Below are 12,774 nucleotides of genomic sequence, written 5' to 3'. Positions count from 1 at the left end.
CCGTCCGGTTCGAATTACCTCTGGCCGAGTAAGCCGAGGGATCCCGGAAAAATGGAACGGGCCGGCGCACCCTTCGGTGCGCCGGCCCGTCGAGGGGGCTCAGCGGATCACAGGAGCACGGTGCCCGGGTCGGCGGTCCCCTCCCGCGCGACGGCCGAGTACGCCGCCGCGAGCAGCGACGGATCCGGTCCCTCGAGCCTGCCGGGCTTGGCGAGGCCGTCGAGGACGACGAACCGGAGCATGCCCGCGCGGTTCTTCTTGTCGGACTGCATGCCCTCGAGCAGCTGCGGGAAGGCGTCGGCGTCGTAGGTCGTGGGCAGCCCGACGAGCTCGAGGATGCTGCGGTGCCGGTCGGCGGTGGCGTCGTCCAGGCGCCCCGCGAGGCGGCCCAGCTCGGCGGCAAAGACCAGGCCGACGGCGACAGCGGCGCCGTGACGCCACCGGTAGCGTTCGCGCCGTTCGATGGCGTGCCCGAGGGTGTGCCCGTAGTTGAGGATCTCGCGCAGGCTCGACTCCTTGAGGTCCGCGGCGACGACCTTCGCCTTGACCTCGATCGAGCGTCGGATCAGTTCGGGCAGCACCGTTCCCGCCGGGTCGAGCGCGGCCTCCGGGTCGGCCTCGATCAGCTCGAGGATCTTCGGGTCGGCGATGAAGCCGGTCTTGACGACCTCGGCGAGGCCGGCGACGATCTCGTTGCGCGGCACCGTCTCGAGGGTCGCGAGATCGACGAGCACCGCGGACGGCTCGTGGAAGGCGCCGACGAGGTTCTTGCCGGCGTCGGTGTTGATGCCGGTCTTGCCGCCGACCGCGGCATCGACCATCGCGAGCAGCGTGGTGGGCACGTGCACGATCCGCACCCCGCGCATCCACGTCGCGGCGACGAACCCGGCCAGGTCGGTGGCCGCTCCCCCGCCGAGGCTGACGATCGCGTCGCTGCGGGTCAACCCGATGCGCCCGAGCACCTCCCAGCAGAATCCCGCGACGGCGAGGTCCTTGCCGTCTTCGGCGTCGGGGATCTCGACCCGGTGGGCGTCGATCCCCTTCTCCGCCAACGCGGTGCGCACCGCCTCGGCGGTCTCCGCGAGCGGCGGCTGGTGCAGGATCGCGACGGTGCGGGTGCCGGTGAGTTCGTCGACGAGCTCACCGAGCAGGCCTCGGCCGATGATCACCGGGTAGGGCTGGGCCGTCTGGACGTCGACGCGTACCGGTTCGGTCACGGTTGATTGCTCCGATTCTCTGTACTGGTCCCGCTGGCAGCGGACGGGTGGGCACCGGTGGCGGCCAGATCCGTCTGCGCCTCCAGTTTGGCAAGGACCTGCTGCACCACGCGGCCGGGGCTGCGCCCGTCGGTGCGCACCCGGATGGTGGCCGCCTGCCGGTACAGCGGGCGGCGCCGGCGCATCAGCTCCCGGTACTTCGCCGCGGGATCCGCCCCGGCGAGCAGCGGCCGCGTGGTGTTGGTCCCGGTGCGGCGCAGGCCCTCGGCGACGCTGATCTCGAGGTAGATCACCGTCCTCCCCTCGAGCAGGGCGCGGGTGCGCTCGGACAGGATCGCGCCGCCGCCGAGCGAGACGATCCCGTCGTGACGGGCGAGCGCGTCGGCCACCACCTCTTCCTCGATCCGCCGGAACGCCGGTTCGCCGTCGGTGCCGAAGATGTCCGGGATCGTGCGCCCGGTGGTGCGCTCGATCTCGGCGTCGGTATCGAGCAACGGCAGGTCGAGGGCTTGGGCGAGCCGGCGGCCGATGGTCGACTTGCCGGCCCCGGGCGGCCCGATCAGAACTGCGCGTGGCGTCATGTCGTCACCGTGGCACCCGGGCCGCGACGGCCTCGAGGTAGTTGCGGACGTTGGTGCGGGTCTCGTCGATCGAGTCGCCCCCGAACTTCTCGAGCGCGGCCTGCGCCACGACGAGCGCCACCATCGCCTCGGCCACGACGCCGGCCGCGGGCACGGCGCACACGTCGGAGCGCTGGTGGATCGCGACGGCCTCCTCGCCGGACGACATGTCGACGGTGGCGAGGGCGCGCGGCACCGTGGAGATGGGCTTCATCGCGGCCCGCACCCGCAGCGCCTCGCCGTTGGTCATGCCGCCCTCGAGGCCGCCGGCCCGGTTGGTCGAGCGGAGCACGCCGTCGGGGCCGGGCCGCATCTCGTCGTGGGCGACGCTGCCGCGGCGGCGGGCGGTCTCGAAGCCGTCGCCGACCTCGACGCCCTTGATGGCCTGGATGCCCATGAGGGCCGCGGCGAGCCGGGCGTCGAGCCGGTCGGCACCGCTGATGAACGAGCCGAGACCGACGGGCAAGCCGTGCACCACGACCTCGACGACACCGCCGAGGGTGTCACCGTCGCGCTTGGCGGCCTCGATCTCGGCGATCATCGACTCCTCGGCCGACTTGTCGAAGGCCCGCACCGGGCTGGCGTCGATGGCGGCGAGGTCGGCGCCGGTCGGCTCTACCCCCACGTAGGGTTCGGACGCGCCGATGGAGATCACATGCGAGACGACCTCGGCGCCGAACACCTGGCGCAGGAAGTTGCGGGCCACGGTGCCGGCGGCGACGCGGGCCGCAGTCTCCCGGGCGCTGGCGCGCTCGAGGACGGGCCGGGCGTCGTCGAAGCCGTACTTGAGCATGCCGGAGTAGTCGGCGTGGCCGGGTCGCGGACGGGTCAGCGGCGCGTTGCGGGCCTGCCCGGCGAGCAGTTCGGCGTCCACCGGGTCGGCGGACATGATGGTCTCCCACTTGGGCCACTCGGTGTTGCCGATCTCGATGGCCACCGGGCCGCCGAGGGTGTGGCCGTGCCGGACGCCGCCGAGGATGGTGACCTTGTCGGCCTCGAATTTCATGCGCGCGCCGCGGCCGTAGCCGAGGCGGCGCCGCGCCAGCTGCTCCGAGATGTCGCTCGACGTCACCTCGACACCGGCGACCATCCCCTCGAGCATCGCGACGAGGGCGGGACCATGGGACTCTCCAGCAGTTATCCAGCGCAGCACAATCCCATCCTTCCACGTGCACCGCCACCGGCAGGACGCCGCCCCGGTCAACCCGCCGCCAGGACCGCGGCGACGGCCGCCGCGCACATCGACGGCCCGTGCGGCAGCACCACACCGCGCGGGCGGCGATGTGCCCGTACCCAACCCGCGCCGACGACGACGGCGCCCGCCGCGGCGGTGAGCAGCGGTGGCAGCAGGGCCGCCGTCGTCCACGCGGCCGCGCCGTTCGCGCCCGCGGCCGCCCCCAGCCCGGCGGCGAGCTTCACATCGCCCGCGCCGAGACTCCGCGGGGCGGCCAGGTGAGCGAGCAGGTACGGCCCGGCCAGCAGGACCGCCCCGGCGAGCGCGGGGGCCGCGTGTCCCGCTCCTGCGGCGACCGCGAGGACGACGGCGGCGCCCGGCACCGTCAGGACGTTCGGCAGCCGCCGCGCCGACAGGTCGGCCGCGCTCAGGCACACACACCACCAGATCAGCGCCGCGACGGCGGCCGCACCCGGTGCCGTGGCGGTGGCGAGCACGGCCACGGCGCCGCCGGCCGCGGCGGCGGCCTCACACACCCCGCGCGGTGGGTGGCGCCCGGCGAGGCGGGCGACGAGGCGGTGCGCGCCGGCACCGGCCGCGGCGCCGAGCACGGCGAACAGCAATACGGTCATGGCGGCAGCGTGCCGCGCGCGCGGCGCCGGCACGGCGATCTCGCCGCCCGCAGGCGGAATCTGTGGATAACCGGTCCGGGTGTGGACAACCGGTTGCCGGGACGGATCGAGCCGGACCTGCGAACATGACCGAATCGTCCCGTCCGCACCCCGGAGGTTCGCATGGAGCTGTCCCGCGTGCTCGAGACCGTCGGCGGCGCCGTCGACGTGGTCGGGGTGGCGGTGATCGTCGTCGGTGCGGCGGTGGCGAGCTGGGTCGCCGTGCGGTCTTGGCGCCGCTCCGCCGCCGCACCGATCTACGAACGCTATCGGCGCGATCTCGGGCGGTCGATCCTGCTCGGTCTCGAATTCCTGGTGGCCGCGGACATCATCAAGACGGTCGCCGTCACCCCCACCTTCACCTCGGTGGGGGTACTGGCGGTCATCGTCCTCATCCGGACCTTCTTGAGCTGGTCCCTGCAGCTCGAGATCTCCGGCCGGTGGCCGTGGCAGAACGGCAGGACCGGGCCGCCGGCGGAGGAGTCGCCGGTCAGCTGAGCTCGGCGCGACGGCGCTGCAGAAAGCCGCGCTCGGCGGCGTTGGCGGTCCGCGCGAGCGCCGCGTCGTACGCCGCGGTGGCCTCCGGGATGCGGCCGAGCCGGCGGAGCAGGTCGGCGCGCACCGCGTGGAACAGGTGGTAGCGGTCCAGGTCGAGGGCGTCGACGAGGGCGAGACCCGCGGCGGGGCCGTCGACCTCGGCCACCGCGACTGCCCGGTGCAGGGCGGCGACCGGGGTGGGTGCGACGACGAGCAGCTGATCGTAGAGCGCGACGACCTGCCGCCAGTCGGTCGTCTCGACCGTGGCGGCGTCGCCGTGGACGGCGGCTATCGCGGCCTGGATCTGGTACGGGCCGGGCCGCCCGAGCCGCAGGCAGCGCCGGACGAGGGCCTGTCCCTCGGCGATCCGGTCGCGGTCCCACAGCCCGCGGTCCTGCTCGGCGAGGGGCACCAGATTCCCGGCGGCGTTCGTGCGGGCCGGTCGTCGCGCGTCGGCGAGCAGCAGCAGCGCGAGCAGGCCCAGTACCTCGGGTTCGTCGGGCATGAGCTCGGCCAGCAGGCGGGCGAGCCGGATCGCCTCGGTGCACAGGTCGTCGCGGACCAGCCGGTCCCCACCGGCCGCGGTGTGCCCCTCGGTGAAGACGAGATAGACGACGGCGAGCACGGAGCCGAGGCGGGCGGGTAGCTCACCGGGGTCCGGAACGCGGTACGGGATGCGGGCGTCGCGGATCTTGCCCTTGGCGCGCACCAGCCGCTGCGCCATGGTCGTCTCCGGGACGAGGAAGGCCCGGGCGATCTCGGCCGTGGTCAGGCCGCCGAGCAACCGCAGCGTGAGGGCGACGCGGGCGGCGGGCGCCAGCGCGGGATGGCAACACGTGAAGATCAGGCGCAGCCGGTCGTCGGGCACGACGGTCTCCTCGCCGTCGACGGCGGTGTCCCCGGATTCGTGCAGCCGGGCGGCCTCGGCGTGCTTGCCGGCGCGGGCCTTCTCCCGGCGGATCCGGTCGATCGCGCGGCGCCGGGCGGTGGTGACGATCCACCCGGCCGGGCTCGGCGGCAGCCCGTCGACCGGCCACCGGGCGACGGCGACGGCGAACGCGTCCTGCACGGATTCCTCGGCCAGGTCGATGTCCCCGAAGGCGCGGACGAGCGCGGCGACCGCACGGCCGTGTTCGGCGCGGAACACGCGCGCGATCTCCGCGTCCGTCACCTCGGGCACGGGCGTGTCACCCGCAGTGCCCGCCCTGCAGCGGCCGCACCTCGATCGGCAGCGTGATCGCGCGGGCGAGCTTGCGGCCCCATTCCAGGGCGGCGTCTAGGTCGGGCGCCTCGATCACGGTGAACCCGCCGATGTGTTCCTTGCCCTCGAGGTACGGGCCGTCGGTGGTGAGGATGCCGTCGCCCGCGAGCCGGAGCACGGTGGCGGTGCTCGGGGGGTGCAGTCCCCCGGCGAACACCCAGGCGCCGGCGGCACGCATCTCGGCATCGACGGCCTCGACGTCGCGCATGATCGGGTCGAGGAACTCCGGCGGCGGCGGGTCACCGTCGGGCTGGTAGATGCTCAGCAGGTACTGGGTCATGGCCGATCCTCCTCGCGGTGGCGGTCCCCGGCCCGGTGCCGGTGATCCAACCTGTACACGAACGGCCGGCGGGTGGATCGACATCCGGCGCGGAATTTTCTTCCTCCGCCGGTCAGCGGGAGGGCCGGCCCTCTTCGGCGGCGCGTTTCACCGCCCCGAGACGGCGGTCCCAGGCGTCGGCCAGCTCGGCGAGCCACCGGGCCGAGCCGTCCAGGGTCTCGGGGCGCGGGGTGTAGAGCACCTCCCGGCCGGCGCGGGCGGCGTCGACCAGGCCCGCGGTCTCGAGGATCTGGAGTTGCTTGACCACCGCCTGGCGCGAGACCGGGACCCGCCCGGCGAGCGTGGTGGCGCTGGCCCTCCCCAGTTCGGCGAGCGTGCCGAGGATGAGCCGGCGGGTCGGGTCGGCCAGCGCCGCGAGCACCGCGCCGACGGCGGAATCGGCGGGGTCAGGCACTCTCGACGTCCCGTTTGGCGATGTCGAGCTGCTGCCGCCAGCCGTCGGTGTTGCCCTCGAACGCCTCGCGGCGCTGTGCCGGGGTCCCGTCCAGGGCGCCGAACCCGCTCTCGACGACGCGCAGGACGGTGCCGCCGCCCACCTCGGTGAGGAAGAACTCGACGAGGGTGGCGGCGCCGTCACGGGGCGGCTCGTCGATCACCGCCGAGCAGCGGTACGCGAGGTACCGGGGCTCATCGGACGCCACCCGGTACATCGGGAACTTCCCGTACCGCGGGTCGTGGACGACGATCAGGTCGCCGTCGGTGGTCACGGTGTGCCCGGAACGGTCGCCGTCGCCGATCCACCAGCCGGGCCGGGCGACGAGCTGCCACACCCGAGCGGCGGGCGCCTCGATGCGGATCTCCCGTTCGATGCGGTCCTGCGTGTCCATGGGAACCTCCTCGTCCGATGACATGCAACTTCATGGTTGCACCTACCCGGACGATGTGCAACCGGACGGTAGCACCTACCGGTGGTTCAGCCGGCGACGGCCGCTGCCATCGCCTCCCGCGGGGCCGGCCGGCCGGTGAACTGCTCGACCTGGCCGAACGCCTGGTGCAGCAGCATCTGCAGGCCACCCACGACGACCGAGCCGTGCGCCGCGGCGGCCTCGGCGAGCGGCGTGGGCCACGGGTCGTAGATCGCGTCGAGGACGAACGGCGCGCGGCCGAGCCGCTGCGCGTAGGGCGCGGCCGCCGCCGCCGGCACGGTGCTCACCAGCGCGCCCGCGGACGCGCACACCTCCCCGAGTTCCGGGGCCTCGAACGGCAGCCAGCGCGGCTTCATGCCCACCGCCTCGGCACAGTCGAACGTCTCGGCGGCCCGGAGCTCGCTGCGGGCGACGACGGTCACCGACGTGACCCCGAGCTCGGCGAGCCCCACGAGGGCCGGGCGCGCCGTCCCCCCGGCCCCGACCACCACCGCCGAGGCGCCGGTCAGATCCCCGACGCCGGCGGCGCGCAGCGCGCCGGTGACGCCGTCGACGTCGGTACAGTCGGCCCGCCAGCCGTCCGCGGTCCGCACCAGGGTGTTGGCCGAGCCGATCAGCACCGCCCGGTCGGTACGCTCGGTGGCGAACTCGAGCGCCGCGAACTTGCCGGGCATCGTCACCGACACCCCGACCCACTCGGGGCCGAGCCCGGCCACCAGCGCCGGCAGCTGCTCGCCGGTGCATTCGATGCGCTCGTACGTCCAGTCCGTCAGCCCCAGCGCCCGGTAGGCCGCCAGGTGCAACAGCGGGGACTTCGAATGCGCGATGGGGCTGCCGAGGACCGCGGCCTTGCGGCCGCCGGTCACGATGTCATCTGCCACTGTCGAGGATTCCGCTTTCCAGAGCCTGCTGCGTATTCGTCAGGTGTTCGTCGTAGCTGTTGGTGAACAGGGTCGTGCCCTGGGCGTCGATGGTCACGAAGTACGTCCAGTCCCCCGCCTCCGGGTTCTCCACGGCCTGCAGCGCCTCGATGCTCGGCGACGAGATCGGCGTGGCGGGCAGTCCGGGGCTCGCGTACGTGTTCCAGGGGGTGACCTGCGCCCGGTCGGCGTCGGTGGTCGCCAGCTCGGTTTCGTCGAGGGCATAGTTGACCGTCGAGTCGAACTGCAGCGGCTGCCCGATCTTCAGGCGGTTGAGGATCACCCGCGCGACCTTCGCGAAGTCGTCCGGCAGCGCCTCGCGTTCCACGAGGGACGCGGCGACGAGCATCTCGTACGGGGTCAGCCCGACCTTCGCCGCGGCCTGGGTGATGCCGGTCTCGTCGTAGCGCTGCGCGCTGGTGGAGACGAGGTACCGCAGGATCTCGGCGGCCCCGGCACTGGGGTCGAAGTCCCAGCGGCCCGCCGCGATGAGCCCCTCGAGCTGACGGTTGCGGTCGGGCACGTTCGCGACCGCGCCCCGCGCCCATTCCGGCACGCCGAGCGCGGCGAGGTCGGTGCTCGCGCCGGCCGCGTCGAGCTCCTCGTACGTCAGGCAGGTGCGCTGCCCGTCGCGGTCGAGGCAGCTGGCCTCCGCGATGAGGGTGTAGATGCCCTTGCGCACCGCGCCGGTGTTGACGTCACGGATGTCGTGCAACTGCCGGCCCTCGGAGATCACCACCGCCCCCACCCGGTTCGCGGGGTCGACCAGGGCGGCGACGGCCTCGCGGGCGGGAAGCCGGCTGGCGATCGAGTAGAAGCCCGGCTGCAGCGAGTTCATGCCGGGGTCCTGGACGGCGGCGTTGTAGAAGGCATCGGAGCTGGCGACGATGTCCGCCTCCTTGAAGGCGGCGCCGATCTGCTCGGCGGTGTCGCCCGGGTGCACCTGCACCACGACGGCGGGACCGCCCGCACCGGTGTAGTCGGGCGGCAGGTCCGGGCCGGTGAATTTCTGGTAGGCGAAGAATCCGCCGCCGAGGAGCAGGACCAGCACGGCCGCGACGGCGAGGATCCCGACGATCCGGCCGCGGGTGCGGCGGGCCCGGGCCGAGCGGGCGTGGGCCCGGCGGGCCGGGGACACTCCGACGGTTTCGGGGGCGGCGCGGTCGGCGGAGTCGGTCCAGTCCCGCCCTGCGGCCGGCGTCTCGGCGTATCCGCGGGGGTCGTCGTCCACCGCGGCGTAGCCGAACTGGTCGTAGCCCGCCTCGTCGTAGGCCGGCCGCTGCTCGTAGTCGTCGTACCGGTAGGCCCCCGGCTCGGGGTCGTACCCGTCGTGGTCGCGGGGGTCGTAGTCCCGGGGCTCGTAGCCCTGCGTCTCGTAGCCCTGCATCTCGTGGGCCCGGGCCTCGAAGGTGTCGTGGCCCGGCCCGTCGGTGGGAGTCCGGCCGTGGGGATCGAGGTCCTGCCGGTCGTGGCGGGGGTCGGGCTGCGACGGGGCGCCGGGGGCGTAGTCGTCGAGCCGGTAGACGTGCTCGGTGGTCGGCGCGTCGTCGAAGGGATGTCCGGCGGCCGGATGCGGTGGGTGCTCGTATCGGTAGCCGTCCCCGGCCGGGGCCGGCGGCTCCGGGACGTCGGGCCCCGGAGAACCGTGCCGCGGGCGGTACCACTCGTCCTGCTGCGCGGGTCCGAAGCCGGAGCGCCCCCCGGGGAAGTCGTGGTCCGCCCCGGTGGACTCGTCGTCCGGCCGCCCGTGCCGGCTCACTGCCCGCTCCCCGGCTTGCCGTCCTCGGCCACGTTCACAACTGCACTCCGCTCGTCCAACCAACCCTGCAAGATGGCGACGGCGGCGGCCTGGTCGATCACCGGCCGCGCACCGCGCGCGCTGACTCCGCTCTCGCGGAGCGCCCGCGCCGCAGTGACCGTCGTGAATCGTTCGTCGGCCATCCGCACAGGGATCCCGGTCAGGCGCCGGCGCAGCCGTCCCGCGAAATCACGGGCCAGTTTCGCGGCCTTGCCGGGCTCCCCGCGCAGGGTCTGCGGCAGTCCGACGATAACCTCCACGGCCTCGTACTCCGTGACGATGTCCACAATGCGCCGGATATCCGGCGCGTCGGACCCGCGTTCCTTCGAGCGGGGCACGGTCTCGACCGGAGTGGCCAGGATGCCGTCAGGGTCGGACGAGGCGACCCCGATTCGGACACTTCCGACATCGATGCCGATGCGGCGGCCGCGGCCGGGGTCGTCGACGCCCGGACGGTCGGGACCGGCGAAGTCGGCCACGATCAGCCGGCCAGCTCGCTCAGCCGGGCCCGGAACGCGGTCAGCGCCGCAGGGATCCCGGCCGGATCGGATCCGGATCCCTGCGCCATGTCGGGCTTGCCGCCGCCGCGGCCACCGATGGCGGGCCCGAAGCTCGACACCAGGTCGCCGGCCTTGATGCCCCTCGCCTGGGCCGCCTTGGTGGTGGCGACGACGAACGGCACCTTGCCGTCGGCGGAACCGAGCAGCAGCACCACGGCGGGCTCGCTGCCGAGCCGGCCGCGGACGTCGGAGGCGAGGCTGCGCAGGTCGTTCCCGGCCACGCCCTCGGGGGCGGTCTCGGCGACGACGAGAAGATCCCCGGTGCGCTGCGCCTTCTCGGCGAAGGTGCCGGCCGAGGCGAGCACCGCGGCGGCGCGGGTGCGTTCGAGCTCCTTCTCGGCCACCTTCAGCCGCTCGATCAGGGATTCGACCCGTGCGGGCACCTCCTCGGAGGGCACCTTCAGCGTCGAGGAGAGACCCGCGAGCAGCGCCCGTTCCTTGGCCAGGTGCCGGTACGAGTCCAGGCCGACGTACGCCTCGACGCGGCGCACGCCCGAACCGACGGACTGCTCGCCGAGCAGGGTGACGGTGCCGACGTGGGAGGAGTGCTCGACGTGGGTGCCGCCGCACAGCTCCATCGAGAACGGGCCGCCGATCTCCACGACGCGGACCTCGTCGCCGTAGTTCTCGCCGAAGAGCGCCATCGCGCCCATCTTCTTGGCCTTGTCCAGGTCCGTGACGAAGGTGTTCACCGGGTAGTTCGCGGCGACGGCCTCGTTGGTGACGGCCTCGATGTCGGTCTTCTGCTGCTCGCTGAGCGCGCCGGGCCAGGAGAAGTCGAACCGCAGGTAGCCCGGCTTGTTCAGCGAGCCGGCCTGCACGGCGTTGGGGCCGAGGACCTCACGCAGCGCGGCGTGGACCAGGTGGGTACCCGAGTGGCCCTGGGTGGCGCCCTTGCGCCAGGACGGGTCGACCTGCACGAGCACGGCATCGCCCTCGGTGACCTGTCCCTCGAGCACGGTCACCTTGTGCACCCACAGCTGCTTGGCGATCTTCTGGACGTCGTTGACCTTGATGCGCAGGCCGCCGGCGGTGATGGTGCCGACGTCGGCGATCTGGCCGCCGGACTCGGCGTAGAGGGGGCTGCGGTCGAGGATCAGCTCGACGTCCTGGCCGGCCTGCGCCGCGTGCAGCCGCTCGCCGCCGGTGATGACGGCCAGCACCGTCGCCTCGGTCACCAGCTCGGTGAAGCCGGTGAACTCCGTGGGGCCGCGGTCGAGCAGCTCCTTGTAGACGGTCAGGTCGGCGTGGGCGTGCTTGCGGGCGCGGGCGTCGTCCTTCGCGCGCTGGCGCTGCTCGGCCATGAGGGAACGGAACCCGTCCTCGTCGACGGTCAGGCCCGCCTCGGAGGCCATCTCCAGCGTCAGATCGATGGGGAACCCGTAGGTGTCGTGCAAGGTGAAGGCCTCGGTGCCGCCGAGGACGGACCTGCCCTGCGCCTTCGCGGTCTCGACCGCACCCTCGAACAGCTTGCTGCCGGTGCCCAGGGTCTTGAGGAACGCGGTCTCCTCGCCGACGGCGACGGTCTCGATGCGCGAGTAGTCCGTGGCCAGTTCCGGGTAGGACGGGCTCATGGTGTCGCGCACGACGGCCATGAACTCGGCCATCGTCGGCGTGTCGGCGCCGAGCAGCCGGGCCGAGCGCACGATCCGGCGCAGCAGGCGGCGCAGCACGTAGCCACGACCGTCGTTGCCGGGGTTGACGCCGTCGACGATGAGCATCGCGGCGGTGCGGGCGTGGTCTGCGATGACGCGGAACCGCACGTCGGAGGCGTGGTCGGCGCCGTAGACACTGCCGGTCAGCTCGGCGGCCTTGTCGATGACCGGGCGCAGCAGGTCGGTCTCGTAGACGTTCTCGACGCCCTGGAGCAGGAACGCGACGCGCTCGACGCCCATGCCGGTGTCGATGTTCTTCTTCGGCAGCGGCCCGAGGATCGGGTAGCTCTCCTTGGCGCCGCCCTCACCGCGCTCGTTCTGCATGAACACGAGATTCCAGATCTCGATGTAGCGGTCCTCGTCGGCCTCCGGGCCGCCCGGGGCGCCGTACTCGGGGCCGCGGTCGTAGAAGATCTCCGAGCAGGGGCCACACGGGCCGGGGATGCCCATGGACCAGTAGTTGTCCTTCATGCCGCGACGCTGGATGCGCTCGGCGGGGACACCGATCTTGTCGTGCCAGATCGAGTACGCCTCGTCGTCGTCCAGATACACCGTCGCCCAGAGCTTCTCGGGATCGATGCCGTAGCCGCCGTCCTCGACGGGGCTGGTCAGCAGCGACCACGCATGGCCTATCGCCTCTTCCTTGAAGTAGTCGCCGAACGAGAAGTTGCCCGCCATCTGGAAGAACGTGTTGTGCCGGGTGGTGATGCCCACCTCCTCGATGTCGAGGGTGCGCACGCACTTCTGCACCGATGTCGCGGTGCTGAACGGCGGGGTCTGCTGGCCGAGGAAGTAGGGCACGAACGGGACCATGCCGGCGTTGACGAACAGCAGGTTCGGGTCGGCGAGGATCAGCGACGCGCTGGGCACCTCGGTGTGGCCGGCCTTCACGAAGTGGTCGAGAAAGCGCCTGCGGATCTCGTGGGTCTGCACGTCGATGGTCCTCTTTGTCTGACGGTGTGGGCTGCCGAACCCGCGCGGGCACGGCGAATCGGCCATCGTTCAGCTTATCGCGCGGGCGACGGTGGCCGTTCTCGCCACCCGCGCCGCTCCGTCCCCCGCCGGGGGGCGAGCGAATGGATCGTTCACCTCCGTAGTCCGACGGCATGGTTCATTCGCTCGGGGACTGCCGCGCGACCTGCGGCGCACGCGGTG

13 protein-coding genes are annotated in these 12,774 nt (G+C 72.9%); 1 reads left to right on the top strand and 12 read right to left on the bottom strand.

The window, feature by feature from the left end; genetic code table 11:
- Nucleotides 1–107 precede the first annotated feature (107 nt).
- The 4 genes from aroB to KZJ41_RS14135 are packed head-to-tail and all read right to left on the bottom strand — an operon-like array spanning nt 108 to nt 3,643.
- A complete protein-coding gene (aroB, locus tag KZJ41_RS14150) occupies nt 108–1,217 on the bottom strand; it encodes a 3-dehydroquinate synthase (protein ID WP_006947002.1) in 1,110 nt (369 codons plus the stop codon).
- Nucleotides 1,214–1,798, bottom strand: coding sequence for a shikimate kinase (locus KZJ41_RS14145; RefSeq protein ID WP_006947003.1), 585 nt, complete (start codon nt 1,796–1,798; stop codon nt 1,214–1,216). The genes aroB and KZJ41_RS14145 overlap by 4 nt, the downstream gene beginning before the upstream one ends.
- A 4-nt stretch (nt 1,799–1,802) precedes the next feature.
- Nucleotides 1,803–2,990, bottom strand: a complete 1,188-nt coding sequence (gene aroC / locus KZJ41_RS14140) for a chorismate synthase (RefSeq protein WP_006947004.1) — start codon at nt 2,988–2,990, stop codon at nt 1,803–1,805.
- 47 nt (nt 2,991–3,037) lie between these two features.
- On the bottom strand, nt 3,038–3,643 hold the full coding sequence (locus tag KZJ41_RS14135) for a prepilin peptidase (protein WP_049904244.1): 606 nt from the start codon (nt 3,641–3,643) through the stop codon (nt 3,038–3,040).
- 162 nt (nt 3,644–3,805) lie between these two features.
- Between KZJ41_RS14135 and KZJ41_RS14130 the strand changes: the two genes are divergently transcribed.
- Nucleotides 3,806–4,180, top strand: a complete 375-nt coding sequence (locus tag KZJ41_RS14130) for a DUF1622 domain-containing protein (RefSeq protein ID WP_006947006.1) — start codon at nt 3,806–3,808, stop codon at nt 4,178–4,180.
- Here KZJ41_RS14130 and KZJ41_RS14125 read toward each other — a convergent pair.
- From KZJ41_RS14125 to alaS, 8 genes are all read right to left on the bottom strand, one after another.
- A complete protein-coding gene (locus KZJ41_RS14125; RefSeq protein ID WP_168579622.1) occupies nt 4,173–5,399 on the bottom strand; it encodes an RNA polymerase sigma factor in 1,227 nt (408 codons plus the stop codon). The two genes, KZJ41_RS14130 and KZJ41_RS14125, sit on opposite strands and share 8 nt — an antisense overlap.
- 7 nt (nt 5,400–5,406) lie before the next feature.
- Complete coding sequence (locus KZJ41_RS14120; RefSeq protein WP_161996557.1) at nt 5,407–5,760, bottom strand: YciI family protein; 354 nt, start codon at nt 5,758–5,760, stop codon at nt 5,407–5,409.
- Between the two features lie 112 nt (nt 5,761–5,872).
- A complete protein-coding gene (locus tag KZJ41_RS14115) occupies nt 5,873–6,214 on the bottom strand; it encodes a helix-turn-helix transcriptional regulator (protein ID WP_006947009.1) in 342 nt (113 codons plus the stop codon).
- Nucleotides 6,207–6,647 carry an SRPBCC domain-containing protein gene (locus tag KZJ41_RS14110; protein WP_029543580.1) on the bottom strand — a complete coding sequence of 147 codons (441 nt, stop codon included), beginning with the start codon at nt 6,645–6,647 and terminating at the stop codon, nt 6,207–6,209. Before KZJ41_RS14110 ends, KZJ41_RS14115 begins: the two co-directional genes overlap by 8 nt.
- A gap of 86 nt (nt 6,648–6,733) precedes the next feature.
- Nucleotides 6,734–7,567, bottom strand: coding sequence for a shikimate dehydrogenase (locus tag KZJ41_RS14105; protein WP_168579621.1), 834 nt, complete (start codon nt 7,565–7,567; stop codon nt 6,734–6,736).
- On the bottom strand, nt 7,557–9,365 hold the full coding sequence (gene mltG / locus KZJ41_RS14100) for an endolytic transglycosylase MltG (protein ID WP_251550928.1): 1,809 nt from the start codon (nt 9,363–9,365) through the stop codon (nt 7,557–7,559). The genes KZJ41_RS14105 and mltG overlap by 11 nt, the downstream gene beginning before the upstream one ends.
- Nucleotides 9,362–9,886: a Holliday junction resolvase RuvX gene (gene ruvX / locus KZJ41_RS14095; protein WP_170914086.1), complete on the bottom strand. Its 525-nt coding sequence runs from the start codon at nt 9,884–9,886 to the stop codon at nt 9,362–9,364. The genes mltG and ruvX overlap by 4 nt, the downstream gene beginning before the upstream one ends.
- Entirely contained in the window at nt 9,886–12,552 is a 2,667-nt protein-coding gene (alaS, locus tag KZJ41_RS14090; RefSeq protein ID WP_251550926.1) for an alanine--tRNA ligase, read from the bottom strand. Before alaS ends, ruvX begins: the two co-directional genes overlap by 1 nt.
- Between the last annotated feature and the right edge of the window lie 222 nt (nt 12,553–12,774).

This window comes from Rhodococcus sp. 11-3 (genome assembly GCF_023704055.1).
Classification (GTDB): domain Bacteria; phylum Actinomycetota; class Actinomycetes; order Mycobacteriales; family Mycobacteriaceae; genus Rhodococcus; species Rhodococcus aetherivorans.
The sequence above is the reverse complement of the archived record's forward strand: the minus strand, read 5'-3'. Positions and strand labels throughout refer to the sequence as shown.